The 26,377-nt window shown below is 65.0% G+C and carries 33 protein-coding genes and 3 pseudogenes; 25 read left to right on the forward strand and 11 right to left on the reverse strand.

Annotated elements, in window-relative coordinates:
• Nucleotides 1-15: 15 nt before the first annotated feature.
• Nucleotides 16-801 carry a response regulator transcription factor gene (locus M2351_RS26055; protein ID WP_264658960.1) on the reverse strand — a complete coding sequence of 262 codons (786 nt, stop codon included), beginning with the start codon at nucleotides 799-801 and terminating at the stop codon, nucleotides 16-18.
• Between the two features lie 305 nt (nucleotides 802-1,106).
• Here M2351_RS26055 and M2351_RS26060 point away from each other — a divergent pair, with 305 nt between their 5' ends.
• Nucleotides 1,107-1,505 (forward strand): MgtC/SapB family protein, encoded by a 399-nt coding sequence (locus tag M2351_RS26060; protein WP_264658961.1) that lies wholly within the window; start codon nucleotides 1,107-1,109, stop codon nucleotides 1,503-1,505.
• A gap of 202 nt (nucleotides 1,506-1,707) precedes the next feature.
• Nucleotides 1,708-2,151, forward strand: coding sequence for a DUF4112 domain-containing protein (locus M2351_RS26065; protein WP_264658962.1), 444 nt, complete (start codon nucleotides 1,708-1,710; stop codon nucleotides 2,149-2,151).
• Nucleotides 2,152-2,330: 179 nt separating this feature from the next.
• On the opposite strand, the pseudogene M2351_RS26070 reads toward M2351_RS26065, so the two are convergent.
• Nucleotides 2,331-2,432: pseudogene (locus M2351_RS26070) on the reverse strand (IS6 family transposase); the annotation flags it as partial.
• Nucleotides 2,433-2,448: 16 nt separating this feature from the next.
• On the opposite strand from M2351_RS26070, the gene M2351_RS26075 reads away from it, so the two are divergent.
• On the forward strand, nucleotides 2,449-2,886 hold the full coding sequence (locus M2351_RS26075) for a transposase (RefSeq protein ID WP_264658963.1): 438 nt from the start codon (nucleotides 2,449-2,451) through the stop codon (nucleotides 2,884-2,886).
• Between the two features lie 55 nt (nucleotides 2,887-2,941).
• Here M2351_RS26075 and M2351_RS26080 read toward each other — a convergent pair whose 3' ends face one another.
• The 3 genes from M2351_RS26080 to M2351_RS26090 all read right to left on the reverse strand — a co-directional run bounded on the left by M2351_RS26080 (nucleotide 2,942) and on the right by M2351_RS26090 (nucleotide 5,533).
• Nucleotides 2,942-3,661, reverse strand: coding sequence for a PA1136 family autoinducer-binding transcriptional regulator (locus tag M2351_RS26080; protein ID WP_264658964.1), 720 nt, complete (start codon nucleotides 3,659-3,661; stop codon nucleotides 2,942-2,944).
• A gap of 2 nt (nucleotides 3,662-3,663) precedes the next feature.
• The gene (gene hchA, locus M2351_RS26085; RefSeq protein ID WP_264658965.1) at nucleotides 3,664-4,548 is read right to left on the reverse strand and encodes a glyoxalase III HchA; all 885 of its coding nucleotides are present in this window, start codon (nucleotides 4,546-4,548) and stop codon (nucleotides 3,664-3,666) included.
• 280 nt (nucleotides 4,549-4,828) lie between these two features.
• Complete coding sequence (locus M2351_RS26090; RefSeq protein ID WP_264658966.1) at nucleotides 4,829-5,533, reverse strand: glutathione S-transferase family protein; 705 nt, start codon at nucleotides 5,531-5,533, stop codon at nucleotides 4,829-4,831.
• Between the two features lie 202 nt (nucleotides 5,534-5,735).
• Here M2351_RS26090 and M2351_RS26095 point away from each other — a divergent pair, with 202 nt between their 5' ends.
• From M2351_RS26095 to M2351_RS26130, 8 genes are all read left to right on the forward strand, one after another.
• Complete coding sequence (locus M2351_RS26095; RefSeq protein WP_264658967.1) at nucleotides 5,736-5,981, forward strand: tyrosine-type recombinase/integrase; 246 nt, start codon at nucleotides 5,736-5,738, stop codon at nucleotides 5,979-5,981.
• Nucleotides 5,978-6,130, forward strand: a complete 153-nt coding sequence (locus tag M2351_RS26100; RefSeq protein WP_264658968.1) for a hypothetical protein — start codon at nucleotides 5,978-5,980, stop codon at nucleotides 6,128-6,130. Before M2351_RS26095 ends, M2351_RS26100 begins: the two co-directional genes overlap by 4 nt.
• Nucleotides 6,131-6,430: 300 nt before the next feature.
• Complete coding sequence (locus M2351_RS26105) at nucleotides 6,431-6,967, forward strand: molybdopterin-dependent oxidoreductase (protein WP_264658969.1); 537 nt, start codon at nucleotides 6,431-6,433, stop codon at nucleotides 6,965-6,967.
• A gap of 110 nt (nucleotides 6,968-7,077) precedes the next feature.
• Nucleotides 7,078-8,448 (forward strand): sensor histidine kinase, encoded by a 1,371-nt coding sequence (locus M2351_RS26110; protein ID WP_264658970.1) that lies wholly within the window; start codon nucleotides 7,078-7,080, stop codon nucleotides 8,446-8,448.
• Between the two features lie 606 nt (nucleotides 8,449-9,054).
• Nucleotides 9,055-9,816, forward strand: a complete 762-nt coding sequence (locus M2351_RS26115) for a hypothetical protein (protein WP_264658971.1) — start codon at nucleotides 9,055-9,057, stop codon at nucleotides 9,814-9,816.
• 301 nt (nucleotides 9,817-10,117) lie between these two features.
• Complete coding sequence (locus M2351_RS26120; RefSeq protein WP_264658972.1) at nucleotides 10,118-10,348, forward strand: hypothetical protein; 231 nt, start codon at nucleotides 10,118-10,120, stop codon at nucleotides 10,346-10,348.
• A complete protein-coding gene (locus M2351_RS26125) occupies nucleotides 10,345-10,584 on the forward strand; it encodes a hypothetical protein (protein ID WP_264658973.1) in 240 nt (79 codons plus the stop codon). The genes M2351_RS26120 and M2351_RS26125 overlap by 4 nt, the downstream gene beginning before the upstream one ends.
• A gap of 226 nt (nucleotides 10,585-10,810) precedes the next feature.
• Nucleotides 10,811-11,923, forward strand: coding sequence for an IS110 family RNA-guided transposase (locus tag M2351_RS26130; RefSeq protein WP_264658974.1), 1,113 nt, complete (start codon nucleotides 10,811-10,813; stop codon nucleotides 11,921-11,923).
• 424 nt (nucleotides 11,924-12,347) lie between these two features.
• On the opposite strand, the gene M2351_RS26135 is transcribed toward M2351_RS26130, so the two are convergent.
• Nucleotides 12,348-13,424 (reverse strand): IS5 family transposase, encoded by a 1,077-nt coding sequence (locus M2351_RS26135; protein ID WP_264658975.1) that lies wholly within the window; start codon nucleotides 13,422-13,424, stop codon nucleotides 12,348-12,350.
• Between the two features lie 270 nt (nucleotides 13,425-13,694).
• On the opposite strand from M2351_RS26135, the gene M2351_RS26140 reads away from it, so the two are divergent.
• The 4 genes from M2351_RS26140 to M2351_RS26155 all read left to right on the forward strand — a co-directional run bounded on the left by M2351_RS26140 (nucleotide 13,695) and on the right by M2351_RS26155 (nucleotide 16,140).
• Nucleotides 13,695-14,174 carry a lipocalin-like domain-containing protein gene (locus M2351_RS26140; protein WP_264658976.1) on the forward strand — a complete coding sequence of 160 codons (480 nt, stop codon included), beginning with the start codon at nucleotides 13,695-13,697 and terminating at the stop codon, nucleotides 14,172-14,174.
• A 108-nt stretch (nucleotides 14,175-14,282) separates the two neighbouring features.
• Nucleotides 14,283-14,957 carry a tyrosine-type recombinase/integrase gene (locus M2351_RS26145; RefSeq protein ID WP_264658977.1) on the forward strand — a complete coding sequence of 225 codons (675 nt, stop codon included), beginning with the start codon at nucleotides 14,283-14,285 and terminating at the stop codon, nucleotides 14,955-14,957.
• A gap of 278 nt (nucleotides 14,958-15,235) precedes the next feature.
• A complete protein-coding gene (locus tag M2351_RS26150; RefSeq protein ID WP_264658978.1) occupies nucleotides 15,236-15,793 on the forward strand; it encodes a hypothetical protein in 558 nt (185 codons plus the stop codon).
• Between the two features lie 146 nt (nucleotides 15,794-15,939).
• Nucleotides 15,940-16,140 carry a hypothetical protein gene (locus tag M2351_RS26155; RefSeq protein WP_264658979.1) on the forward strand — a complete coding sequence of 67 codons (201 nt, stop codon included), beginning with the start codon at nucleotides 15,940-15,942 and terminating at the stop codon, nucleotides 16,138-16,140.
• Nucleotides 16,141-16,323: 183 nt separating this feature from the next.
• Here the strand turns inward: M2351_RS26155 and M2351_RS26160 are convergent, their stop codons facing one another.
• The 4 genes and pseudogenes from M2351_RS26160 to M2351_RS26170 form a co-directional block, all read right to left on the reverse strand.
• Nucleotides 16,324-16,998, reverse strand: coding sequence for a DUF4113 domain-containing protein (locus tag M2351_RS26160; protein WP_264658980.1), 675 nt, complete (start codon nucleotides 16,996-16,998; stop codon nucleotides 16,324-16,326).
• 18 nt (nucleotides 16,999-17,016) lie between these two features.
• A pseudogene (locus tag M2351_RS45270) lies at nucleotides 17,017-17,100 on the reverse strand (hypothetical protein); the annotation flags it as partial.
• A gap of 101 nt (nucleotides 17,101-17,201) precedes the next feature.
• Nucleotides 17,202-17,597: pseudogene (locus M2351_RS26165) on the reverse strand (Y-family DNA polymerase); the annotation flags it as partial.
• A 5-nt stretch (nucleotides 17,598-17,602) separates the two neighbouring features.
• Nucleotides 17,603-18,031 carry a LexA family protein gene (locus M2351_RS26170; protein WP_264658981.1) on the reverse strand — a complete coding sequence of 143 codons (429 nt, stop codon included), beginning with the start codon at nucleotides 18,029-18,031 and terminating at the stop codon, nucleotides 17,603-17,605.
• 418 nt (nucleotides 18,032-18,449) lie between these two features.
• Here M2351_RS26170 and M2351_RS26175 point away from each other — a divergent pair, with 418 nt between their 5' ends.
• From M2351_RS26175 to M2351_RS26205, 8 genes are all read left to right on the forward strand, one after another.
• Nucleotides 18,450-19,028, forward strand: a complete 579-nt coding sequence (locus tag M2351_RS26175; protein ID WP_264658982.1) for a cold-shock protein — start codon at nucleotides 18,450-18,452, stop codon at nucleotides 19,026-19,028.
• A 97-nt stretch (nucleotides 19,029-19,125) separates the two neighbouring features.
• On the forward strand, nucleotides 19,126-19,359 hold the full coding sequence (locus M2351_RS26180; RefSeq protein ID WP_264658983.1) for a hypothetical protein: 234 nt from the start codon (nucleotides 19,126-19,128) through the stop codon (nucleotides 19,357-19,359).
• Nucleotides 19,360-19,432: 73 nt separating this feature from the next.
• Complete coding sequence (locus M2351_RS26185; protein WP_264658984.1) at nucleotides 19,433-19,846, forward strand: MucR family transcriptional regulator; 414 nt, start codon at nucleotides 19,433-19,435, stop codon at nucleotides 19,844-19,846.
• 290 nt (nucleotides 19,847-20,136) lie between these two features.
• Nucleotides 20,137-20,556 (forward strand): hypothetical protein, encoded by a 420-nt coding sequence (locus M2351_RS26190; protein ID WP_264658985.1) that lies wholly within the window; start codon nucleotides 20,137-20,139, stop codon nucleotides 20,554-20,556.
• A 3-nt stretch (nucleotides 20,557-20,559) separates the two neighbouring features.
• Entirely contained in the window at nucleotides 20,560-20,751 is a 192-nt protein-coding gene (locus M2351_RS45275) for an Rmf/CrpP family protein (protein WP_406567439.1), read from the forward strand.
• Between the two features lie 183 nt (nucleotides 20,752-20,934).
• Nucleotides 20,935-21,441 carry a hypothetical protein gene (locus tag M2351_RS26195; protein ID WP_264658986.1) on the forward strand — a complete coding sequence of 169 codons (507 nt, stop codon included), beginning with the start codon at nucleotides 20,935-20,937 and terminating at the stop codon, nucleotides 21,439-21,441.
• Entirely contained in the window at nucleotides 21,441-22,178 is a 738-nt protein-coding gene (locus M2351_RS26200) for a hypothetical protein (protein WP_264658987.1), read from the forward strand. Before M2351_RS26195 ends, M2351_RS26200 begins: the two co-directional genes overlap by 1 nt.
• A gap of 302 nt (nucleotides 22,179-22,480) precedes the next feature.
• Nucleotides 22,481-23,017, forward strand: a complete 537-nt coding sequence (locus M2351_RS26205) for a hypothetical protein (protein ID WP_264658988.1) — start codon at nucleotides 22,481-22,483, stop codon at nucleotides 23,015-23,017.
• A gap of 511 nt (nucleotides 23,018-23,528) precedes the next feature.
• Here M2351_RS26205 and M2351_RS26210 read toward each other — a convergent pair.
• The gene (locus M2351_RS26210) at nucleotides 23,529-23,963 is read right to left on the reverse strand and encodes a hypothetical protein (protein WP_264658989.1); all 435 of its coding nucleotides are present in this window, start codon (nucleotides 23,961-23,963) and stop codon (nucleotides 23,529-23,531) included.
• Between the two features lie 343 nt (nucleotides 23,964-24,306).
• Here M2351_RS26210 and M2351_RS26215 point away from each other — a divergent pair, with 343 nt between their 5' ends.
• Nucleotides 24,307-24,576, forward strand: a complete 270-nt coding sequence (locus tag M2351_RS26215; RefSeq protein WP_264658990.1) for a hypothetical protein — start codon at nucleotides 24,307-24,309, stop codon at nucleotides 24,574-24,576.
• A 551-nt stretch (nucleotides 24,577-25,127) separates the two neighbouring features.
• Complete coding sequence (locus tag M2351_RS26220; RefSeq protein ID WP_264658991.1) at nucleotides 25,128-26,282, forward strand: replication initiation protein; 1,155 nt, start codon at nucleotides 25,128-25,130, stop codon at nucleotides 26,280-26,282.
• The last annotated feature ends 95 nt before the right edge of the window (nucleotides 26,283-26,377 follow it).

The raw sequence follows: 26,377 nt of genomic DNA on the forward strand, positions 1-26,377 counted from the left end.
CGCTCTCCCAGTCTGTCAGGCGGCGGCGGGCGCCGCTTCGCCGTCACCGGGTCCGGCAACCGGAGTGCTGTTCCAGCGATAGCCGAAGCCGGGGTAATTGGAGATGCCGTCGAATTCAGCATCGACCGCGCGGAACTTTGCCCGGATGCGCTTGATGAAGGCGCGCACGTTCGCCCGATAACCGTTGCTTCCGTACCCGGCCATGAAACCCTGGCCGTGCACGAGGTCGTAGATTTCACGGTAGGACACGTCGCTCTCCAGCCGGTTCACCAGCAGGGCGACCATGTTGAACTCGGTCAGCGTAAGATCGACGCGCGTTCCTTTCCAGAAGGCACGCCCCTGGGCCACGCGCAGTTCCAGATCTCCGTGGATTTGGACCTGCGCCTCGCTCTCAACCTGCTCGGGCACGTCGCTGGTGCTGCACTTGGTGCCATCGAGGATCAGCGCCATCCGCTTCAGGAGGATCGGCAGCCGGCGCGACTTGTCGATGTAATCGAGAGCGCCGTGCGCCAGTGCGATCTCTCCGTCACCGTCTTCAGCCTCTTCGGCCAGGCAAATGACCGAGGCGCTGATCCCGCGGGAGTTCACCTGCCGCAGGAGCGTGGCGGCCGCCATGCCGGGCGCGTTCCAGTCGAACAGGAGGAGATCGGCCTCGCCATCTCGCGTCAGATACTCCAGCGCGGCCTCGCCACGGTCGAACGACCGGACATCATACCCCTCGTCCGCCAAGCTGCGGGCCAACGATTCACGGCGGCCATCATCCGCTTCGACCAGAGCCACCCGGGCAATGACCTCGGCCATGCGCGCCGTGCTGTGATTGACCGACGAAACGCTGGGAAGAGAGTGAACGCTCACTGGTCCGGTCCTCGCTGCCGTTGCAGGGAATTGGGCGGTCATAAGCCGCGTCAGGGAGGGGCATTTCTGGGACGGCATGGTTAACGCGGCGTAAAAATGTCCTTCATCCTACACTTCCGAACAGGCATCGCCCATGGATCCGGACGATTGCGGAACCGCCAGCGATTCAAGCGGGATCCTGAGAGCCGTTGCAGCCCACGACGACCAAACTCTGGGTGTTCCCACGGAACGGCCAGTGCCGGGACATATTGGTGGCCCTCAGTTCGGCTGTTACGATGCTGTTCGCGCTCGAGTTGTTCGAAGAACTCTCCGTGCGGGGAGAAAGCGATCCCGATCCAACGCGAGCCATTCAAGGGCTGGCGCAAGCGATCGGTTTCTTGTGCGCCGGCGTGAACTTTGTCGCGCTGGGCAGCGTGCGCGGTCCGACCACAGCCGCGAGCCTCTGGATGACCAGCGCCATCGGCATGGCCGCCGGAGCCGGACAGTACAAGAACGCCCTCGCCGCCATCCTTTATGCGGTCGCCATCGTGAGCGTCATGTGGCTGGTGATGCGGAAGAACCCTGTTCCCGGCACAGCACTCCCGGAGGAGGCCGACCGGAAGCGCGGCCCCGGCCACGCTACGCCATCGCACCGCGCGGACGGGGCGTGAGCGAACCTGATCGCCCCGCTGCGAAGGAGTTCACCGCCCCTTGCCGGACGTCCTATGACGGAGGCCTTGCAGCGGCGACAAGTCCGGACCATCTGTGCGGTGATGGCTCCGGGCCCCTCTGGCGATTCACCGGCTACGAATCGCGATGTCGGAGCCCTTCACCTGCGCGGGCGGCACTCCGCCCCACATCTGGAGGGTTCACTTGACCACCACGTCTTTTTTCTCCGCCTTTGCCACCCGGCATACCGCCAATGCCGGGAGGGCGCGTCAGAATGCATGGGTGCGGCTTGAGTGGCTTGCCCGGGTGATGGACAGCGCTGTGCGCATTCCCGGCACGTCCATTACTCTCGGCGCCGACGCGGTGCTCGGGCTCGTGCCCGGCGTCGGCAATCTCGTGACCACCGCCGTATCGGGATATCTGGTTCACGAAGCGTGGCGCCTTGGCGTTCCTCGTCGAACGCTCGCGCGCATGATCGGCAACATCGCGCTGGACAGCGCCATTAGCGCCGTCCCAGTCGTCGGCAACGTGGCCGACGTCTTTTGGAAGGCCAACCGGAAGAACATGGCGATTTTGGCCGAGCATCTCGGCCATGACCACCCATCTTCCCCGCCGGTCCTGGATGGCGAGTGGCGTCGGGTCGCCTGACGCGCGGCCCAGAAGCAAAGGGGCGGGCTGAAGCCCGCCCTCCACTGCGGCAACAACCACCGCCGGCCAACCGGACGCGCTGCACGCCACCAGCTGCACGGAGGCCTTCGAGGAGAAAGCGTCGAGCGCTTCTCGGGCGCGGCCGGGGCTGGCCTTGGGCTCTCGCCCGCATCGCGCGCGGCGACACGGAACTTGCGGCACCAGCGCCGGATCGTCTCGTAGGAGACCACCACGCCGCGCTCGGTCAGCAGCAGCTCCACATCGCGGAAGCTGAGGCAGAAGGTGTGGTGTCGCCCGGTGGCACTTGGTCATCACCGCTTCGATTGGCTGTATGTCGCGGGCTTCGTCCGACCGAGCACAGGGCAGGTCATCTGGTTCCTGGCGGACACCGTCAGCACCGCTTTGTTCAGCGCGCCGCTCGCGGCCTTCGCCCGGGAGGTTGGCGCCGGCGCGGGCAAGCGCGTTCTTCTGGTGCTTGTCGGTGCGGGCTGGCACGTGTCGGGGGCCTTGGAAATCCCTGAGGGCATCACGCCGGAATTCTTCCCCCCGTATTCCCCCGAATTGCAGCCCGCCGAACGTTTATGGCCGCTCACCAACGAGCCCCTGGCCAACCGGTATTTCGGCAGGCTGGCTGATCTCGACGAGGCGCTTGCCGATCACTGTTGCACCTTAACCGACGATCCAGACCACCTCCGAGCCGAAACCCTCTTTCACTGGTGGCCGGCTTTCGCCTGAAAGCCGCTTATCGGAACTCTTCAAACGCCATTGGTATGAGTTCTGAAGACGACGCCTAACTCTCGATCTCGCCCGTCTGCACGGCCATTAGGACCGCCTGGGCGGTGCTGCTCGCTCCGAGCCGGTTGCGGATGCGGCGCAGATGATTCTCGACAGTCCGCTCGGACAGGCCCAGCAACAGGGCAGTGTCCGACTGCTTGCGACCTGAGGCGATCCAGCGGATCACCTCGCGTTCGCGGGGTGACAGCCGGTGTGGCGCAGCGGCGCCTCCGAGACCCGCAAGCCGCTTTGCGGTGCGCAGCGCCGCGGTGCCGACAAGCGTCAGCAACAGCCGGGCGGCCGTCGAGCTGTCGATGCGCTTGCCGCCGAACGACATCGCGCCGACGAGGCCGGCGGGTGCGAAAATCGGGACCTGCAGCCCGTGGATGCCTCGTCCGCGCGGCACGACGACCACGCGGTAGGTCTCTGCGCCGGGGTTTCCCGTCTTCGACCAGAAGAACGGCTCATCGGTCTCAAGGACGTGCCGGGTCACCGGACACCTGGCAAGGTACGTCTTGGCGTCCACCTCGCCGCCCTCGCCGAACCAGTCGCCCTCAAGCCAGAACAGCTGGGCAATAACCTCGTCCCGCTCAATATCCGCAGAGTAGAGCACGAATCGGTCATAGCCGAGCGGCAGTGCGCACTCGCGGACCAGCGCCTGCAGCGTCTCCGGGGCGTCGCTCCCCTCGATCGCCGCGACCACCCTGGCTGCATCTTCGAGGGGCGCGCGCTGCACGGTCAGGTGCTCGCCCGTTTGGCGGGTCCCGCAACCGCGGCGAGCAGTGTTTTCGCGGCGAGCTTGCCGAGATTGTTGCCTGCGAACGGGCTGTCGCCGGTCAGCACCTTGCGGTCTTGATGCGTCGCGCCGGTCGGCTCCTTATTGAGGATCGTCACGCCGAGCGCCTTCAGTTTCTCGCCAAAATGCCATTTCAATTGGCCGGGCATGTAGCCGATGTCGGGCGTCTGCCGATCGATGTCATCGGGGAACGCGACGATCGAGTAACCGTCGAACGGGAACGGTTCGCCATCCTTCGCGGCGCACGACAGAAAGGCCGCCGGTCCGTGGCAGATTGAGATGATGTAGCGGTCGTTGTCGAGAGCCCAGCGCAGCGTCGAGGCCATGTCGGCGCTGAACGGCAGGCCGATCAACGGCCCGTGTCCGCCGGGGATGAATACGCCGATGTAGTCGGAATCGGGGCCGAGTTCCGCAACCACGTCGGCCAGCTTGAGCGGCTGGCGGAACTTCTCGAGATACGCCTCGTGTAGCCCCGTTACCTCCTTGTCCTCTTTCGGCATTGCCCAGAACTCGAACTTGACTGCGTTACCCGACACGGTCGCGATGTCGAATTCGAAGCCCGCCTTGTGCAGGTGGTACATCGGCAGCAGCGTCTCGACCGGGTGGTTGCCAGTCGAGAAGAGGGTGCCGTTGTCGGTCGGCAGATAGCGTTCGTCGGTACCGATCAGCAGGATCTTGCGGTTTCCCCGGTACGGCTGCGGATAGTCCGCGCCATCGAGATCGGACTTCGAGCTCGTGAACTGAGAAAGCGACAAAGGGGACGGAAAGAACGCGTTGAACTCAGCCTCGTCCGGCTGCGGTTTCTTGCTCAGTGGGAGTATGCTCATCAGCGAGTCTCCTTTCTACTGAATACAATTACTCCGCCGCCCATTCTCTGCAATGAGGGCTATCCCTCAATCATGACATAGCGACGCCGTGTTTCCAGACGGTCGCTCCGGCGTCGGCGCCCACCTGCCCGCACCCGCTCATTATCGTGTTCACAAGGCGTGCCGGCTCCGTCACTTCTGCCAAGGCACGAGTGAACGGCACGGATTGCCTCCCGCATCTCAAATGGCCACGCCGAGGCGATGCTGGTTCCCGTCCGGACTCGCCCGCCAAGGTCGACTTTTAAGCGGGCGGTGCCACACTCACCAGCGGAACCGTGCGGCGGCAGAAGTCGACCAGATTGGGCTGCGCCGCGACATACGCGCGAAGCGGCGTGTCGATTTCGTACCGGTAAATGTTGGGCAGGAAGCCCATCAGTGCCGTGTCGATGCTGTGCGGCGTGTCGCCGAACAGGAACGGCCGCTCCGCCAGGGTGCCGGCGACGGCGCTCAAGTCAGCGAGACCGCGGCTGTAAACTTGGTCGGGCTCGTAACGACCAATGCCCTGGAAATGGTAGCGTTTCAGGTTGTACTCCCGTGCCGCCTCGAGCAATGTCTCGGTGAGGTCTGGGTGCGTGTTGAGCAATTGGTCCCGAAACAAGGGCCAGAACCGCGCGTCGGCCCACCGCGAGTAGGACATCACCCAATACAGGTCATCAAGCGTGCGCCGGACCATGTGGTCGATGCGGCGTTCGGCCGCGCTGAGGTCATCGTCGATCGCCAGACGATGCTGTCGGATTAGGTGCGCGATGATGAGATCGCTGTCTCCGATCACAGTGCCGCCATCCATGATGTACGGCAGTTGCCCGCGAGGGGCGTCACGGGTGTCGATGATGTGCTCTTGCCGATAGGACAGCCCACACAGGCGCAGGAACGCCACAATCTTCAGGCCGTACGGGTTGTTGTCCGCGAGGCCGAACAGGTGGGGGTAGGTGTACAGCGTGATCACGGCCGGCTCCATCCGCTTGTCGCCCGGCTGGGGCCACGGCCTCGGTGCGGGATCGGCTGCGGCGGGGTCCCCTGCATCGCCCAGCATGGCATGGTGTGGCAACCATTGGGTATCGGATCATTGGGACAGGATATGTCTGCGCACTCCGCGGCAACGATCCGCGCCAGGCTCCCTCCACAGTGCCCGTGAGGGAGATCATCGAGTGAGAGTTCTGGAAACCGCCCCTAAACGCCGCACCGAGGCCGCCGGCATCGACCCGGCTCTCGTCTCGGGCCATTCCCTGCGGGTCGGGGCCGCCCAGGACCTGACCGCAGCGGGGTTCGGTCTGCCGGCCATCCAGCAGGCGGGCCGCTGGAAAAGTCCCAACATGCCGGCCCGCTATGCCGAAAAGATCGTCCCGAAGCAGGGCGCCATGGCTCAACTCGCCGGCAAGCAGGGCAGGGGATGACGCGGCCGACCTCGCTCCAGACCTACCGGAACTGGCTGAAGGGCCGCGCCGACGTCCTCAAGTCTGTTGAGCGTTTGTGCGCCTATGTGGAGCGGTACGGCGTTCTCCGTGACCCGCCCGAAACCGCCCACGCCGACGATTCTCTTTAGCCGACAGGGCTGAGAACTTGCGAGCCGCTGCGCATCAATCACCGCGTTTTCGATGATAAGCGAAACGGAACGAAGCATGCCTTCACTTCACCGGACGAGGCGCCATCTCGTGATCGTCGCTATCTGAACTTTGTGACGAGTAATCCTAAAATCCAACAAATGTTGCGGGTAACTGCCCGGAGTGTTGCTCATGCTCGGTTCAGGTTTTATATCGCGCGTCACCACTGTCAAAAAAGGCGCCACTCGGTTAATTATTTTTCAGTATTATTGCGCTCGTATGCAATCATGAACACGGCCCCCATGCTGTCCTTGAACCACCATTTCCGCATGACCCGTAAGGTTTTTCTCCGCGTCGTCGGCGCGCTCCTGATCGGCCTTGCCGCTCCGGCTTGGGCTGATCCCCTCCCCACTCCGGTGGAAAAGCCAATCCTTACCGTCTCGGGCCACATCAGCGTGACCAATCGGGGCGACCTGGCCGAGTTCGACCGCGCGTCGCTGGAGGCGCTCGGCACCGTGTCGTTCACGACGACAACGCCCTGGTACAAGGAGCCGGTGACGTTTGTGGGCGTCCCCCTGGCACGGCTCATGGAACGCCTCGGCGCGCGCGGCGAGACGATTGTCGCGACCGCGCTCAACGATTACAGCGGTGAACTCCCCATGGAGGACGTCCGCAACCGCCAGGTCATCCTCGCGCTGAAGCGCGACGGGCGGTATATGCCGGTCAGCGACAAGGGGCCCCTGTTCATCGTCTACGATTTCGACCACGACCCCGAAGCCAAAAAGCACAAGTTTTACAGCCGGTCGGTCTGGCAGGTTGTTCGACTGACCATCCAGTGACGATGCCGTGGCTTGAACGCGGTCGGCGCTGGTTCGCGGGCCGATCGTCCCATCGCCTGAGCGCAGCGCTCGCTGTTCTCATCTGTGGATTTGGGCTGGCGGCGGCGTATTTGTCGCTGCTGGTGTTGAACTATGGCGCCACGCTGCGCAGCGCGGCGCCCTACAACTTCGCCTGGGCCGCGAGCCAGGCGGTCGGCGAGGTGTCGCGCCTGGAGCAGCGCATTCTGGCGAGCGCTCTGCCGGGCTCGGCCATTGACGGCGACGAAGTTCAACTGCGCATCGACATCGTTCGCAACCGCATCAGCGTGTTGGGAGATGGCCAAGCGTCGGCCTTCATCGACCGCTATCCTCAGCACGGAAAGTCCATCGATCGTCTTGAGGCGGCGCTTGACCGGGTGACGGCCCTGCTCGCCGGTCCGGCCCCCGCGGCGGAAAAGGCAATCACCGCCCTCAGCGTTTTGGGCGCCGTGGACCGCGAACTCAACGCGTTTGCATCGGCCGCGAACCAGTTCGGCGGCGAGCAGGTCGACCAGGGCCAGGATCGGTTGCTCTTCCTGCATTGGCTTTTCACCGCTCTGGCCATGGGCTTGGCGCTCTGCGGCATGCTGCTCATCACGCTTCTGGTGATTCAAAACCGCACGATCCGGCAGGCGCATCGCCGGCTGGAGACCATGACCGGCGAACTGCGGGTCGCGGCCGCCCAGGCGGAGGAAGCCAGTCAGGCCAAGACGCGCTTTCTGGCCACCATGAGCCATGAGCTGCGCACGCCGCTCCATGCCATCATCGGCTTTTCCGAACTGATCCAGGATGACGTCCAACCACGAGCCCGGGTGGCCGCTCGGCCGAAAAACCCCGCCGCTACGCTCCAGGAGCACGCTCAATACGCGGGGTACATTCTTGCCAGTGCCAGGCACATGCTGAGCCTGGTGATCGATATCCTGTCGTTTGCTCAAATGGAGACCGGTCACACCAACCTCAGGTTTGAGCCGGTCGAGGCGGAAAAGGCCATCCGTACCGCCATTGCCATGATGCTCGGGACGCCGTCCGGGCAAGGCCGGTCGATCGTGATGGAACGGCGGGCCGTCTGGCCGGTGCTGCAGGTGGACGAACAGGCGCTGCGGCAAATGCTGCTGAACCTGCTGTCCAACGCCGTGAAGTTCAGCGCGCCCGAAACCCCGATCCTGGTCGACGCCCAGGTCGTACCAGACGGAGGCTTGGTCATTTCGGTGCAGGACCGCGGCGTCGGCATGACCACCGAGCAGGTCGAGAAGGCGACGCAGCCGTTCTATCAAGCCGACAACAGCTTCGCACGCCGCTTCCAGGGCACCGGGCTTGGCCTGAGCATCGCCAAGAGCCTGATGGAGGCCCATGGTGGAAAGCTCGTCATCGAGAGTGCGGTGGGCGAGGGCACGCGGACTTCCATGCATTTCCCGGCGGCGCGGCGCGGCGCCTCAACGCTCAGCCTACACACCACACCGTGAGACCGCCGGGCGATGCGGGCATGCCCGGCCACCAACAAACAGCAAAAGACGCCCTGTCCGGCCGGCTGGGCAAGGCGCGGTCGGAGTTCTGGGCTGGGCTGTTCGGTGGGCTCCGGTCCTGGCGGACGGGCGCCCGGCTGGGTTCCGCGCTCGTCTCGTCCATTCCCGCCGATGCCGTCACGGCGGGGTGGGCGGCGGCGAACGGCATGCTGGTCACGCGCTTCATCGCCTCGACGGTGACGCAGATCGCGAAGAATGGCGACCGTCAGCGTGCCCTGCGCATGGGCATCGTCCTGCACGCCGTGATGGACGCCGCCCTGGGCGTTTGTCGTTTCAACGACGAGACCGTCGGGCCGACGATCATGGAGCGCATGGCATTCTTCATCACCCGCGTGCAGGGCATGTCCGCGTGGACGAACGGCATCAAGAACGCCTGGGCACTGGAGATGATGGGGCACGTCGCCGACCAAGCCGCCCGGCCCCTGGAGGGCGTTTCAAAGCCGCTCCAGCGCATGCTGAAGCGCTACGGCATCAGCGCCGCGGAATGGGACGTGATCCGCGCCGCTGGTCGAGGCCGGCGGCGCGCGCCTCTTCGACCCGGCCAACGTGTCCGACCGCTCCTTCGGGGAAATGCTGATGGAGGCGATCCTCCAGGAACGCGCCTTCGCCGTGCTGGCGCCGGACGCCCGGGTTCGCCAGCTGACCAGCGGCGGCCTTCCCCGCGGCACCTTCTGGGGGGAGGTCGCGCGGTCCTTCTGGCTGTTCAAGTCGTTCTCGATGACGATGGCGACCACTCACCTTGCCCGCACTTCCATCAACGCCACGCCCGGCAAGGTTGCGAGCTTCGCCGCGATGTCCACCCTGCTGACCGTGGCCGGCGCGATGTCCATCCAGGCCAGGCAGATCATCACCGGCACGGATCCGCGCCGGATGGATGACCTGCGGTTCTGGGGAGCGGCCTACATGCAGGCTGGCGGCGCCGGCATCTTCGGCGACTTCCTGCAAGCCGGCCTCGACCGCAACATGAAAGGGCTGGCGATCACCATGGCCGGCCCGGTGTTCGGCCTCGCTGACGATACGGCCCGGTTGGCGATCCTCGATTATCGCAAGATCATGGACGGGCAGCCCAGCCACTACGGCGCAGAGGTGCCCCGGTTCATCCACGGCAACCTGCCGGGCTCGAACCTCTGGTACAGTCGTTTGGTCACCGACCGCGCCATCATGGACAACGTCCAGGCGCTACCTGATCCCGGCTTTCGGGACTCCGTCGCGCGGGTAGAGAACAAGGCCCGGCAGGAATACGGCCAGCGGTTCTGGTGGCGGCCTGGGCACGAGCCCGACAGGGCACCGGACCTGGGGCGGCGCTGACGCGGTAATGTCATTTGTGGCGTGTGGCGTCTGCGGATAGGGTCACTGCGACGGCTACCCGCGGGGGCAGGGCGAGTCCCGGCAAACAAAGCGACATCCGTGCCGTCAGGAAAGCGCTTGTCGCCGGTAACAGCGGAAATGTCGCAGCGCCACGAAAGGCCTCCCGGTGCGGGGGCCTTTCGCTTTCCCGCCGGAGCTTACGACACCGCTTCCGCGCGCCCTCATCTCCGGGCCAGAAAATTAACATGGACCAAGCGGGGCGAGGCTTGTTCTTGCCTTGTTCTCCTTTTAGCATGCGGCCATGCCCAAGCCTGTCCTCGACACCCTCGGCAACCTTCCGGAAACCCACAAGCTGTACGGTGGCTGCTTCCACTGTCAGCGGACCTTCGAGGTGGACAAGGCCGTTCTGATCGCGCGGCTTGGGCCAGACTGCTCGACGCTGACGGCGCTGAAAAAGGTGACGTGCCGAGAGTGCGGGCGGCCGGCGCAGGTGGTCCGTGGCCATGCTGGAGGAGAGGGGAAGAGGGATTGACCTACGCAGAGTTGCTGGAAGCGATCAATAAGGCCCCGCGGCAGGCGGGCGGCTGCACGCCGCCGGTGGTGGAGGTTGCCCGCGCCTACCAAGCGGCCGGTGACATCGATGGGCACCTGCTCATCAACGCGCTGTTGGGCTGGGAGGTGCGGAACGAGCGGAAGGCCCGCACCGAGGACGAGGCCGCGGTGTTGGAGAACCTCGCCGCGATCAAGGGGCGCATGAAGGCCGGCTGACCGTCGCTGTTCTGCCAGCACCAAGGCCGCCCCTCACCGGGCGGCCTTTCTGCTTGCGCTGTTCGACTTGGATGTGGAAGTCCGACCGTCTTGCTCGGCGGGCAGACTGATCTAGACCATATGTTTGCCAGCCGAAAGGCGAGTAGCGGCCCGTCCCACGGCATGTCCCCATCGAGGATTGCGCCGGGCGGTCCGGCGCCGAGCCTCAGACATGGGGGACGGGCCGATGAACTCTACCATTTTCGTGGGTCTGGATGTGCATAAGGCGACGGTGTCCGTGGCCGTTGCCGAAGGAACGCGCGGCGGCGAGGTCCGCTCGTTCGGCACGGTGGCGAACCGGGCCGAGGCGATCGAAAAGCTGGTGGCCCGGCTCGCCCGGGACGGGTATCGCCTGTGCTTTTGCTATGAGGCGGGCCCGTGCGGGTACGGCCTGTATCGTCAGCTCACCGCGCTCGGGCATGAGTGCGTGGTCGTGGCGCCGTCGCTGATCCCGGTCCGGGCGGGCGACCGGGTGAAGACTGACCGGCGCGACGCTGTCATGCTCGCCAAGCTACATCGGGCCGGCGAGCTGACGGCCGTGTGGGTGCCCGACGGGGCTCACGAGGCGATGCGTGATTTGATCCGGGCTCGGGCGACGGCGGTGCAGGTGCTGGGCAAGGCCCGCCAGCACCTGCAAGGCTTTCTCCTGCGCCACGCCCGCGTCTATTCTGGCAAGCGGGGCTGGACCCAGGCCTACCGACGCTGGCTGACGACGGTGCGCTTCGACCATCCGGCTCAGCAGGCGGTGCTGCAGGACTACATCCACGCCGTAACGGACTCCGAGGCCCGCGTGGCACGTCTGACCCGGCAAATCGAGGGACTGGTCGCGGAGTGGTCGATGGCGCCGGTCGTAGCTGCCCTCCAGGCCATGCGCGGCGTTGCTTTCCTCGTGGCGGTCACGGTGGTCGCCGAGGTGGGCGACTTCTCGCGCGTTGCCAACCCCCGCCAGTTGATGGCCTATCTCGGCTTGGTGCCCTCGGAGCATTCCAGTGGCGCCAGCGTGCGCCGTGGTGGCATCACCAAGGCCGGCAGCGGCTTGGCACGGCGGATCCTGATCGAGGGCGCCTGGAGCTACCGGATGCCGGCCCGGGTCAGCCGCAAGCTGTACGATCGCCTCGAAGCCCTGCCGCAGTCCGTCCGCGACATCGCCTGGAAGGCGCAGGCCCGGCTGTGCGCGCGCTATCGTCGTCTAACGGCCGCTGGAAAGGCCAAGGTGGTGGTCACCACGGCCATTGCGCGCGAGATGGTCGGCTTTCTGTGGGCGATCGCGCGTGAGGTCCAGCCGCGTCCGGCTTCCTGACGACACCGGATGTCGCAGCCGGTGCCCACGGCTGGAGGCGGGGCGCGGTAGGGGAACCCTCGCGTTCTGTTATGAGCCGGCCTGACCGACGCTCGCTCCTAGACCGAGGCAGCCCCGGGACGAAACCACGGTCATGCGGTAGCCAACCCGCGCATGAGAGCTTGCTCAACCGTCGTCTTTGGCCCCGCCTCCTGCCGTGGGCATCCCTAAAACCAGCGCCTGGGCGCAGCCAGGGCGGGCACGCGCGTCCAAATCCCTTGACGGCAAACATGAGAGCAGGATGCGGAAAAACGGGCCGATGCAGCGCCTTCGCCTCCGCTGAGGCTTGAAGATGGCGTTTTGAACGCCCGTTTTGGTCGGGATGGAGCGTTTTTCCTCGCTCCGAGGCTCCCGGAGCCGCCGTTCAGGCGGACTCCGGGCACGATTACGCCGCAGCCAGCAGCTTGGGCAGGCGGATCAGGTTGTAGGCGGCAGCGGTCAGGGTGAACATCCAGCCGACGCGAGCCGTGCCTCGGTGACGGGTCTTGCGCAGCCCGGCCGCTTTGATCCAACCGAACACCTCTTCAATCCGCTTGCGGATCCGAAGGCTGACGGCGTAGCCGGGGTGACGGGTGGTCCGGCCGTCGATCGCCGAGCGGCGGTTGCTGGTGTTCTGCGCGACGTGCGGGGCGGCGCCCAACTCGCGCAGGTTCGCCACGAAATCCTTGGTGTCATAGGCCTTGTCGGCGGCCACCGTGATGCGGTGGCGCCCGGGAATGGCCTCGACCATGGAGACCGCCGCCTCGCGTTCGACCAAGCCGGTGGCCGCGGTGAGCCGGACATCGACCACCAGGGCGTGGCGGTTCTCCATCAGCGCGTGGCCCATGAAGGCCAGTTTCGCCGGCTGCCCGTGGCCCTTGCGGTACAGCCGCGCCTCGGGATCGCTGGTCGAGGCGTGCGTTTCGTTGGACCGCTTCTCGCCATGGAAGTCGCGTTCACCGTTGCGCCCCGGGCCCGGCGGCTCGCCGCTGCCGTCCTTGGGCCGGAAGCTCTTCACCGAGGCCCACGCTTCGATCAACGTGCCGTCCACCGAGAAGTGCTCGTCCGACAACAACGCCTTGACCTTCGGCTGGCCCAGCACGGTGGCCAGGAACTTGGCCGCCACATCGCCGGCCAGCAGACGCTCACGGTTCTTGGTGAAGACCGTCACGTCCCACACCGGGGCATCCATCGACAGGCCGACGAACCAGCGGAACAGCAGATTGTAGTCCAACTGCTCCATCAACTGGCGTTCCGAACGCACCGAGTAGAAGGCCTGGAGCAGCAGCGCACGCAGCAGCTTCTCCGGTGGGATCGAAGGCCGTCCGATCTTCGAGTACAGACCCTCGAAGGCTGGCCACATCACCTCCAGCGCTTCATCCACGATGGCCCGGATCGCTCGCAGCGGGTGGGTGGCCGGAACCCGCGCCTCGCAACTTACGTAGCTGAACAGACCCTCGCTGCGTTCGTCCGAACCCCGCATCGTCCCCTCGCCGGCCGCTTTCTCCACGACCGGAGGGAATCACGACCGCCCGGCCGGGCAAAGCCTTTTTCCGCGTCCTGCTAGTTCCAACCTGGGACAGCGTCTCGGTGCAGCAGGCCGAGCGGGATCACCCGCAGGGCACGTAGCATGCTGAACACGCCGTTGTGCTGAGCACGGGACGGAAAACGGCGCAGTCTTAGCCGCCACGACCAACACGCAGGTCCCGGCGGGACGGGTGGCGGCGTCGCCACTCGACAAGGGAGGACAACGATGCAGCAATCAATTGCCGTAGCACTGGCCGGTTCGATGCTTCTGGCCACCCCGACCATGGCTCAAAATCAGAACTGGCTGGTGGGGGCGTGGACCCTGGTCTCCGCCACGCAAACCGAGAACGGGCAGCAGCAAGATTATCTCGGACCACATCCGCTCGGCCAAGTCATATTCGGCGCAGACGGACAGTTCTCCGACATCCTGCTCCGCTCCGACCTCGCAAAATTCGCCAAGAACAACCGCCTGCTCGGAACCCCGGAAGAAGACACCGCCGTGGTGAAAGGCAGTATTGCGTACTTCGGAACCTATACGCTGACGAACGACACGCTGAAGTTCCATATCATAGGCAGCAGCTATCCAAATTGGACCGATACCGACCAGGCCCGCACGGTCCACCTTGCCGGAAATCAGTTGATTTGGGAGAACCCCGCCGGATCGGGCGGTGGCAATGTAAAGCTGGTATTCGAGCGCGCCAAATAGCCAAGACCCGAAATCCCATCTGAAGTCGAACAGCGCATTTTGGTTCGTGGGTGCGTTGGCCCCGGATCGCCCCCGCCCCGATCCTGCCGCCGCAGAGGAGGGCAGGGCATGGCGATCATCATCGGAGACGACAGGCCGCGGCGCGTCTACGCGGTCGGCGACGCAGCGCAATCCACCTTTACCGTGCCGTTCCCGTTCTTCGCGTCGGCCGCCATCCGGGTGATCGTCAGCGCCAGCGGCACGGATACCGCGCTGGGCCTGGGGAGGGCAGGGGACTCATGGTCTGACTCCCAACATCGTGTGCTGTCTGCGCACCTGGATCGACGCCGACGCCCTGCAAACCGAGAGGAAAGGGCCCGTGACGCATTGCGCACGCTGTCCGTCATGCGCGAGGGCAAAGTGCTTACTGGAGAGCGCCGGCGGACCGCGCTGGAGCGCACCCTGGCCCGCCTGGATGCCTCCGCCGAGGTCCTTTGGCTGCAGGTCGGCAAGACGGGAACCGTGCTCGGGCCGCTCGCGGTGCGCGGCCCCGACCCGGGCCGCCGCATCTCGGAGATCTTCAAACGCCGTGCCGAAGCCGCTGGGCTCGACCCAGCCCTCGTTTCGGGGCATTCCTTGCGGGTCGGGGCGGCCCAGGATCTGACCGCCGCCGGCTTCGGCCTGCCGGCCATCCAGCAGGCAGGCCGGTGGAAAAGTCGCAACATGCCGGCGCGCTACGCCGAAAAGATCGTCCCCAAGCAAGGGGCCATGGCCCAACTCGCCGGTAAGCAGGGCAGGGGATGACGCGGCCGACCCTGTTCAAACACCTTCTCCCTCATCCGCCCCAATCCGCCGCAGTGCACTTCGCGCTCAGCCAAGCCATTTGACGACGCAAGCATTGTGAGTTGTCAGGCCATTTTGCCGCAGGGCGGCAGGTTCCTTCCTGACCATCTTTAGCAGCTAAACGGGTGAAATGGCCGCGCACCCTTCGCTATCCAAGTTGGACATCTTTCTTGCTGGCAGTGTCCAACTTGGATACATTGCCCCTGTCAGGCCCAGTTCCAGAGCAGAGGACGCCCATCATGCCGCAATCGATCGAACTCGCCGCGTACCGCACCGAAATCAGGATGCTTCTCAAGGCATCACCCTTAACGCCGGGTGCCTATCGGCCTTCTGATGACGTGCGGAGCGGCACGCACGCCGCTGTGCTGGTCGGAGGCCGTCCCGTGGTCCTGTGCGGTTCCTACGACGATCCCCTGTCTCTTGCCCATGCCAGGGGGCTTGCATCGAGTGGCTTCGCCGCTGCCGCCTTCTACGCGGCCGGCTTCTCCGGCCCTGTCGACATTGGATCCGTCGACGGACGCAGCATCGCATGGGCCGATGCCATGACCGCGATCGTCGGCAAGCCGGCCGGCCAGGCGGAGGACGGGAGCGGAACGGGTCCGCTCATCGCTATTGTCCTTCACGATCCAAGCAAGGCGCTTGCGACCGCTCTTTGTGTGACCACAGAAACCGCCCGCGTCCTTGATCCCAGCGCCCCGGACCTCGACGATGGCCGAACGCTTGGCGATCTCGCGCGCGTCGCCACAAGCTGCCGCCAATCGTTGCTGATCCATCTTGCTCACCGCCGCCCCTGTTAAGGGAACCGTCCGTGCGCTGATTTGTCCGGCCCCGCGTGTCGATCACCGTTGAACGAAGCTTGGTTCTTTGACATTGCTTCGCTATCAGACCAGGGCGCGCGGCATTCCGCCGAGCTGTCAAGAACGGTGCCGACCGCTGTGAGCCAATGACAAAGGAAGAATTGCAGGAGTGGCAAGATCGCCTCTTCAAAGATCAGGTGGAGGCTGCCGCCGCACTCAACGCCCCTCTCCAAACCTACCGGAACTGGCTGAAAGGCCGCGCCGACGTCCCCAAGCCCGTCGAACGCTTGTGCGTCTATGTGGAGCGGTACGGCGTTCTCGATCCGGCCGTGAAAGAGTCCCGGTGATCGGCAACCGCATGTTGCGCCAGATGATTTCCCCATTGGACCATAGCCCCACTGGAGAACCATCCGCCGAGATGTCGAACAACATCCTGTGCCCCAAATGCGGCCGACTCGTTTCCACCAAAGACGGAATGTTGCGACACTATGAGGAACGGCACCCCGGGTTGTAACCGGCGAGCCTCTCCGTCATGCACGCACGACAGGAACGTCCGCCAGTTCGGTCGTGTAACTGGGCGAGCGCTGCTCCTGGCGCATGCGCCATGCCCGGCCGACGGTGGACGCCGGCACCAGCGTGTCCCGCCCCATGGTCCGGTTGATCGCGTCCATGGCCGCCATCAAACGCGCCCCGCGCGCTCGGTCCGCCGCGTTCAGCAGGTCGGGCTGCACCTTGGCGATCGGAACCAGTCCGGCCAGGATCACGCCGGCTTTGGAGTAGGCGAATCCATCACGCCAGATGCGGCGAGCGCCGGCCGTTGCGGCAGCAATCGTGGCGAAGGTGTCGTCGGTGGCCGGCCGCAACTCGACAGTGCAGGCATTGGAGTAACTCGGGCCCGGCCGGAACGGACTGGTGTGCATGAAGACCTGCAGCGCTTCGGCCGCCAGCCCTTCGGTGCGCAGTTTTTCCGTGGCACGGGTTGCGTAGGCCGAGACCGCCTCCCGCATCGCCTCCCATTCCATGACCGGCTGACCGAACGAGCGGGTGACCGCTGTCGTTTTGCGCGGTGCCGGCGCCAGATCAAGCGGTAGGCAGGACAATCCTCGCAGTTCGTAGACGATGCGCTCGCCAACCACGGTGAGCACCTGGCGTGCGCGCCGAGGCTCCATGTCCCGCAGGTCCGCCGCGGTCTTGATGCCGAGCATGCCCAGTTTCTCCGCGCTGCGCCGGCCGATGCCCCAGACATCCTCCACCGGGACGATCCGCAGGACGTGCTCCCGCGTTCCTCTGCGCCGCCCAGGTCGCACACACCACTGTCATCGAGCAGGGCCTTCTTGGCCGCGTGATTGCTGATCTTGGCCAGCGTTTTGGACGGGCCCATGCCGACGCAGGTCGGGATCCCGGTCCAGCGCCGCACCGTGTCGCGAATGTTTGTGGCGTAAGCGCGCAGGTCTCGGCCGTCGAAGCCCGACAGGTCCAGGAACGACTCGTCGATTGAGTAGACCTCAAGCCGGGGCGTGAAACCGCGCAGGCAGTCGGTCACGCGGGCGGACAGGTCCCCGTACAGGGCATAGTTGCTCGACAGGACCCGGACGTTGTGGCGCCGAATCAAATCGCGCACCTCGAACAAGGGCTGCCCCATCGTCACGCCCAGCGCCTTCAGTTCGGCCGAGCGGGCGACAAAGCATCCGTCGTTGTTGCTCAGCACGCCGACCGGCACGCCCTCCAGCCGGGGATCGAACACCCGCTCGCAAGACACGTAGAAGTTGTTGCAGTCGACCAGACCATAGACCCGCGGCGGCATGGTCGTTACCGGCGATGGACGCGAATCGTGGCGCTCACAACGCCCCAGATCTCGAAGCCCGGGCGGTCGGTGACGTCGGTCGGCAGGAAGGCCGGATCATCGCTGTCCGGCGCGAGGTAAACGCGTCCTCGTCGCTTCAGCAGCCGCTTGCACACCAGTTCTCCATCAAGCACGGCGACCACAACGTCATCGTGGCGCGCGGTCAGCGACCGGTCAACGATGGCCAAGTCGCCGTCGAATATGCCGGCACGGTGCATGGAGTGCCCGGCAATGCGCAGGGTGAATGTGGCCGACGGATGCGGGACCAGGATCTCGGCGAGGTCGATTCGGCCTTCCACATAGTCGGCCGCCGGGCTTGGAAATCCCGCCGACACGACCGCCTCGACCGCCACCACCGGACATGACGTCATCAACACCGGCTCCGGCGCCCGCATGCTCCCCTCCACCAACGACACTCTCAGGCGAGGATGGCGCGGCGCCGGAACTTTTCAAGAACAAAGAGTCGTTGACATGACTGCGAGAGGGGCCAATGCCACGATCCGGCTAGGCCCCATGCCGATGTTCCGGCCGCGCAGGATGAAGCGATTGCACCCTGGGCCGTCCTGCGCGCACATCGGGCCGAGATCAAGCAGCCCGATCGGCCACGTGATTCGGAAACGCTGCATGAACAGGTGTCCGTCTGGCGCGCGCAACTGCAGGGTCCGCCTCAGAAGCGTTGAATTTGGTTGAACTTCCGACGGACCACTCCCACCTCCCCTGTGACAAATGGCCCGTCACGTTCGGGTGAGTTGCAACGTCCGGTGTGACCGGTCATTTTCCGCCAAAGCCCCGTCCGATCATTGAGTGTCCTGAGTGAGTGAAGAGCAAAAGTCGGTTACAGCCACCGTTAAGTGGTACAAGAACGACAAAGGTTTTGGTTTTGTCCGTTTTGCCGATGGAAGCGGCGAAGCGTTTTTGCATTCTCGAGTTCTGGTGGGTGTGGACGCTGGAACACTGACCGAAGGCACTGTCCTGGTCTGCGACATCGCAGAAACCCCAAAAGGCCTGCAGGTTGCTGCCATTCACGCGGTGACGCCCGCGGCGCCGGCGGCTTCCAAACCGCGGCGCTCGCGTTCACCCAAGGCCTCTGAGCCACAGCAGCGACTTCCCGTGTCCGCCAGGGAGGACCGCCCGCAGGGCTCCGGACCGTCCATTCCCTCCACAACGACCGGAGAAATGACGGTCGGCACGGTGCGCTGGTACAATCTGATCAGCCAGTCGGGCCTCATTGATCCCTGGGACGATGAGACTGGGGGTGGCGTTTATTTCGACCGCGCTGTGCTGCGTCAGTCTGGGTCCGGTCTGGAACTGCTGGCCGATGGCGAGGATGTTCGGTTCATTGCCGTCTCTGGTGACGACGGTCCATACGCGGTGTGGGTCGAACCGGCGTGATGCAACATCGGGATGGCCGGACGATCACGACGCGGTGTGATGGACCTCCACCACCGACAGACCTGCGTCTCCACCAACACCCCAAAGATCCTCTTCGATGAACACCGTCGCTCCGACCTGGGCCGTCCGCCACCTCACCGGGCAAGCCTATGGGTGCACGCTGGCGGTGACGTGGCGCGGGCCCGACCAGTGGATCTGGCTCGTCACGGTGGCTGACCATCACATCGGGAACGGTGTGGCGCGAACGATGCAGGCTGCTCAAGACGAAGCGGTGCGGGTCGCCAAACAGCATGCCGCGTGTGACGGAATCGTCCAGATGAATTTGTTTTAAGACACCGCTTGAGACTAGCTTTTCCGAAACGTGACAATATTATGGTGCCGTAAACGGCCCACTGGTGAGTGCCATGGACGCAAAGACTTCCTCCCTGACGGAACTGACCGCCACTGTTGCCGCCGCATTTCTCCGCAACAACACCGTCGCTGCAGGCGACGTGTCGGCGGTGATTTCCGCCGTCTACAGCGCGTTTGCCACCCTGGGTCAGCCGCAGCCATCGGCGGTTCCAGATCGTCCGACGCCGGCGGTCCCGATCAAGAAGTCGGTCACGCCGGATTACATCGTCTGCCTGGAGGACGGCAAGAAGATGAAGCTGCTCAAAAGGCATCTGGCCAGCACCTACAACATGACCCCCGACGACTACCGCGCGCGTTGGGGCCTGCCTCCGGAATACCCAATGGTCGCTCCGAGTTACGCGGCACGGCGTTCAAGCTTGGCAAAGGCCACCGGACTGGGCCGGAATGGCGGCCGGGGGAAAAGGTAGCGGGGTGGGGCAGGGGAGAGTCTTAGGCTCCGTGCCTCGTGCGGCGCGGTCCGCCAGACCAGGGACGCCGATCCAGGTTGCGATGCCTCAGATGTCCAACGCAGCGTAGCGCCGCCGCACGGTTCACCGCATGGGCTTCTCCAGTTCGTCCGGGCATCCGAGCGACGCGGCGCCACTGCGGCACCTCGCCCCGGAGCGAGAAAGCGCTTGCGCCGGGCCGGTTATCTAGAATTTTTCTTAATTTGCCCACAACTCTGGCTGTGATGGCTTTCCAGGGAACGTATCCGCGCATGGCGACGTCCAATCCGATTGTCTTTGCTGGCAAAGTTCTTGAACGTGTGGAGGATCATCTTCACGAGACCGGACCGTCCCAGCATGCGGCCCGCCGGTTGTCCTACCGTCTGACCGGGGCCTTTCTCGCCCGCCCGCCCGAAGGGGGGGCGTGGTTGTTCGTGGCCGGCGCGGAACCGAGCGCGCCGACTGTGCGCCTTGCGCTTCTCGACGACAGCCCTGGCCAAGACAACAACGCCACCACCTTGGCCGCGCTGGGGGTGCCGATCCTGTCCGCCCCCGAGGCCGAAGCCAACTACGCGCAGGCCGGATTGCGCGTGTGGTGCCTCACGGCCACGGAACGCGCGATCGCGGCGCTTCGTGAAGAGTTCGTTAGTGAAGAGTTGCGACAATCCGCGCCCCTGCACCAAAAGGCTTGACCCATGTCTGCCCACGACAACACTGGTTTTTGGGAACGCGAAGGAGCGGACGCCGCCCACGCCGGCACACCGCGCAGCGCTTGTCCATACAGGCCCGGAACGGTCGGCGCCGTATACTGGTGTCGCGGCTACGACGCCGAGGTGCGCGCGAGCACCGACCCAACCGCGGCCATTGCCTCCTCCGTGCTCGCGTAGAGCGCCCAGCAAGGTCGCGGCACACCTCCGCCGGGCCTGTGCCGTCCCGGCGGTCGGCGCTGAACCGTGTTGCGCACGTCCAAGATTGCGGGGCGTGAGCACCCATCTTCCCCTTGCCGCCATGCACGCAAAATGCGACCGTCTTGTTTGCATTTTAGCAATTTTGGATGTGTGGAGAGGACAATGGCTTGCGTCTCTTGGGCTCGCGCGTTCCTGGTCACGGCCGCGCTGTCGGTCGCGGCGTGCGCCTACCGGGACACAACGCCCTCGCAGCAAAGCATGGAGGGTGTCCAGATCAGCGACGTATCCGCCAGCGATGTGGACTTTGAGTTCATCGACCTCCGGATGGACCGGCAGGCAGCGCCGAACGCACTGAACGTCGTGCGCCGCGATATGGCCTCGGTGCTGTCGGCCTCCCCCGCATCGGGCGGCAAGAAGTACAAATTCCTCGTGGAGGTCAACGAGTTCAGGACCTACTTTGCAGCCCCCCAGTGGCATTCCGTGATCAGCCTTCGGGTAAAGATGCTGAATCCGCAAGCCGAACTGCTTGGCGTCGTCGAGCCGGCCGCGCATGCTTTCCGCTGGAACACGTGGGGCCTTGGGTCCGCCGAGGATGCTGAGCGAGAGGCGCGCCGGGCGACCGCAACGGAGTTTGTCAAACTCGCCTCTCCACTGCTGAAAAAGGTGTGATGATGAAGGCGCTCCATCGCGGCGTGGTTCTGGCAACCCTGGTTTGCGGGGCCTGTGCCGACGGCGTCGTGACCGGCCCCGCGGTGAGCAGCCGGTACGCTCCGGCGCCGCAGAGCGCAACCGCGGCCGTTGGCGGCGGGAATGGCGCCGCGACGGCCACACAGACCGCAATGGCGGGACGCGGAACGCCGTTGACCGTCAGTACCGCCATCTGGTTTGCCTTGACCGACAGAGAGCGGGCGATGGTGCGCGATCGCTTTGATGTGGACGTCAGCGAGCGCGTGAACTACGGCACGATCATCGACGTGCAAGGCGTCGATGAGTCGACATCGGGCACGGCCAGCGGTTCTGCATTGGGTGGAGCACTCGGGTCGGCGATGTACGTCGACAACGCCTTTAAGGGACCAAGCGTCAACTACTCCGCCACCAGCCATCTCGGCGCCGTCGTGCTGGGGTCGATGATCGGCACGTCGATGGACCGCCCGGCTCAGCGGTCTTTCCGCTTCCGCTACACCGTCAAGGACAGCGCCAGCAACGTGAGCCAGTTCGACCGGGTCAGCCCCGAACCGTTCCACCAGCCGGCTGGTGCCTGCGTCGAAGTCGCGTCGCTGACGGTTGTGGCGTCGTCCTATTGCGCGATGGACCTGCTGGCGTTCCGAAAACAATACCTGCCTACCCCTTCCACCGATGCATCAGTCAAGGGCCGGAAAGCCAAAGACGAGGATAGCCGTTCTTGAACGTTCGACCCACGCGGCTGGAGACGCGAAGGTTAACTGTTCAGCCGCGGTGGCTCCGGCGACCGGGCGAGCACCGCAGCGTTGTGCGGCACCACGCCCAGGCCTCAACGTTGCAAGTGAGCAGGTTTACTTAAGTCCGGTTGCCAGAACTCGTCGAGGTCGGGTCCGAGCGCAATTGGATAGTCGCATGCAGGTTTCCGTGCCTATTGCCTGCCGCCTCAGCCCATTCCGAAAACCGTCCCTTGAGGAACCGCTGGCCTGAGGCCCCGTTCAGGAAAGGGAATCAACTCCGGGGTGAGACTATGTCGTTTGCGCAGCGCAAGATCATGATCAACCGGGCTCCCGTGCTAACGCTGTGGGCCGCGGTGGTCGCGGAACGGCTGGGCCTGGATCGGGATGAGGCCCTCACCGTCGGCAAGGCTCTGTCGGGTCTCACAGCGCATGCCAAAGGTGTCCGGCTGGGAATCTATGAGCCGACACCAGAGACGGTGAGCGATAAACGCAAGGCGCTCCAGCATGGTGAGGAGATCCACATCGACCTCATGGGACGGTCGATCCCCGTCGTGTACACGAAGGACGGCCTGCGCGCGGTGCGCCAAGGCAAGCCTATCACGCCGGCGAGCGTGGACCGGTACTTGGCCAGCAAGTTCGGAGATGATCTGGAGGATGTGCGCCAAGCAATGACAGTGCTTGCCCACTCATTAGCAGCAGCGGATCTAGCCCGGCAGGCGTTCCGGCTGTACGAGGCGTTCCGGCCGGAAGTAAAGGCTGGCACTGCCGGGTGGGGTGCAGAGGGCGAGTTGAACTTGGCGAAGCTTGCTTTGGCCGACCGCTCCTAAGGAACGGCGCGCAGCCTGCATTGCCAACTTCAGAGCCACGGACAACAGCGCCGACTCTTGACGGGACTGAGGTTCGACGGAGATGCAGCATGAGCATCTTCATCTTCGGCCGAACGCGGGGCGGTGGAGCGCCGGGTGGTCGAGCTGGAGCGTGAGAACGCCTGACTGCGCCGCGTGATGGCCGCCCTGCAGCGCCGTAAGGCGGTCACCGATGAGTCCAGCCAGCGGTTGTCGGCGCTATCGTGTCCGGCGTCCGCGTCCAGAGGAGCGACGCTGGCGCAGACCACCATGGCCGACCGGAGCAGGTCAGGGAAGAGCCCAGCATTGTGAACGTTTGCCACGGAGTGTGGGAACACGGCGTGCCCGTCCTGGACCGCTTAAGCCGCTAAGCCATGGTACTGATACAAGGTTTGCACGTCAGGATAAATCCTTCTCGCGGATGGCTCACAATTCCCATAAGTTCGGTTATGGAAAATACCTGAACAGGGCCTGGGGTAGGGGCCTTGCCGCCTCATAATGCCGCCTTGGTCTGTCGCTGTGTGCCGGGATTCTTCACCAGCGCCCGCAGATCCTCCGGCCGCATGCGGAGGTCGTCCAGCTTCATGACCGTCTCACCCGACGCCTTGCGCCGTCGCCGGTCCTGGAAATCGCGGCAGTTTTCGATGGTGCAGATGACGCGCTTGCGCACCTCCTCGTCCGGATCGCTGAGCAGCGACGCGGCGACATCGAGCATTGCGACGTTCTCGCAGGCCACCACAGGATCGGCTGCCCCGCTGCTCTCCGCCTTGTCCAGCCAGGCCACAAGCCACGTCCTCAGACGGGGCCCGGCACCGGCCTGGCCGGACTTCAGCAGGGACGGATCGATGCCCAGCACGCGATACAGACGCGCTTTCGTCCCAAGCGGCGTTCCAAAATCAATGCGGTCCGGGAAAGTCGATTTCGGCATGGCGCACTCCTCTGTAGAGACTCCTCACCCTAACTCCCGCCAGCCGTAATCGTCAAGAAAGCGCCGTCGCTTTCCGTTGTCCCGGACCCCGCCTCCGACAAAAAGCGCCGTCGCTTTTTCTGCCCTGAACTCTCTGATTTTCCGCCATTTCCGGCCTCCACGTCCGGTGACACAGCGTGGCCTGCGACATTTTGGCACAACGAACCTCTGGACGCGGACGTTCCCGCCGTCCTAATAATGTCGCCATCCACTTTCGACACCGCCTGGCCACCACCCCGGCCGCCGTTGTCGCGTGTCAACGTCCAACCCACTCCGCCCCCCTTTCACCTGGGAGCCCGCCACCATGATTCCCGCCAGCGGCACTATTGCCAACCTCGCCGACCTGTCCCGGACCGGTCTTTTACGCCCCACACAGGCCAACTCCGTCGTGGACGCGGTGCGCATTGCGTTGAACACCACGGCCGCGCCGGACGACCTTCCGTTCGAAACGCTGCGCGAGGTCCCGCCAGCCGCGCTCCTTCGTGCCACGCGCATCGGCGCCGGCAGCCTCAAGATCCTCAACACCATCGCCGCCAACAACGGCTGGTCCATCGGCGACCGCACCACCGCATAATCGCTCCGCTGCGTTCAACGCGCCGCGCCGCCACCGTCCGCTGAGCCCCTCTCGGCTCCGCCATCTTGGGGGACCATGCCCATGAGCCTGCCCCAACGATCACCACAACGCTCCCGTCCTTACCCAAGCGCAGGGCCGGCCCCAGCCATGACCTGCTTCGCCGCGCCATCCACCGCCGCTTATGGCGACCGTTTGGGCAGGCGCGCAGCGTCGGTTGCGCGTCACCCCCACCGTCATCCACGGTCGCCGTGTGGTCGCGACCTGCCCCAACGATCACCACAAGGCGCCGCACCCCATCGCCGATCCGGCGCAGCCACCTGCCCCAACGATCACCATAAACGTCGCCCTTCCGTCCCGCGCGTCAACGCGTCCGGCGTTCTGGTGATCGACGGGGCGGGGGCCTCGGCGTTATGGCGATCGTTGGGGCAGTTCCGCCCTGCTTATGGCGACCGTTGGGGAAAATTTCTGCAGCGGCCCTGGTCACGCCATCAAGATTCGGCGTGACCACCCGTCCCTCCTTCCTATACTGACGCCGACGACCAGGAGGCCCCATGCGCCAAACCCAGCAGTACGCGTTGCAACTCGGTCTGCCGTTCGACGTCTTTCCGATGTCCAGTGCGCCGCCGTGCCCGCTGCCGCCCGCCGCGCCGGCCCCGGCGTCCATTGTCCCGCCGTCCGCCGCCGCCCCGGCGGACGCCTACGACTTCATGTTCAACCACGTCAGCTTTTGCCACTCGGCGTTCCCGCAAGGCAAACCCGGCGACGAATTCCGGCAGATCAATCGGCGCAACGGCAAGTTCGCCATGACGATCACCCCCGTCTCCATCGCCCTGCCGGGCGAGGACAACGCCATTGTCCGCTTCGGCGTGCCGTACGGCGCCAAACCGCGGCTTCTGACGGCGTGGGTCGTCACCCAGCTGCTTGACCCCGCCCGCGGCGGCGACGACAACCTGCTCGAACTCGGGCCCATCCGCGACTTCTTCACCGCGCTCGGCACGTCCTGGTCCGGCCAAGCGCTCCAGCGCACCAAGGACCAACTGCTGCGCCTTGCCTATACGCGCATGACGATGGTCAACGAAGGCGCCACGGCTGACGCCGTGATGGACGTTTCGCTGTTTGATGCCACGCTGCTGCCGCCCGGTACCTTGCGCGCCTACCGCGACGGCCGCTTTGCCGACATCCAGTGGCCGCAGGTTTTGGGCGTTAACGCGAAGATGGCCGCCACCTTCCGTCGCCACGCCGTGCCGATCCCGACCCAACGCCTGAGCAAGGTCGCCGAGAACCCCATGGCAACAGATCTCTTTCTCTACATGTGCTACCGTCTGCCGTTCCTTAAGGACGACGAACACCTGCCGATCAAGGTGTTGGCCCGCCGGTTCGGCGACGGCATCGCACCGAGCAAGTTCAGGGCGAAGTTCATGGCGTCTCTGCGGGCGGCCCGCGACGCCTACCCCGAAGCCGACATTGAGGTCACGGATGAGGGACTGACCCTCCGCCGCTCCGATCCCGCCGCTCTGCGCCAAGCCTTTGTGCAGGTTCCGCCCAGCATGGACATCACAGCCGCGCCCAAGCAGCGCCGCCGTTCGGTGCGCCGTTTCCTCAACGCTCCGCAGGTCGGGGCGCTCCCGTCGGCCTCGCCATTCCCCGCTGCCCTCGCCGCGGCGGTCGCGGGCCCCACCCACCCAGGACATCAGCCCATGCCGTAGCCCAAAAACGCGAAAGTCCGGACCGCGCGAACGATCCGGACTTCCAGAGCCCCAGGCCGGGTGCCAACCACGACCCTCATGCACGTGGGACAATA

The organism is Azospirillum canadense (assembly GCF_025961225.1).
Classification (GTDB): Bacteria; Pseudomonadota; Alphaproteobacteria; order Azospirillales; family Azospirillaceae; genus Azospirillum; species Azospirillum canadense.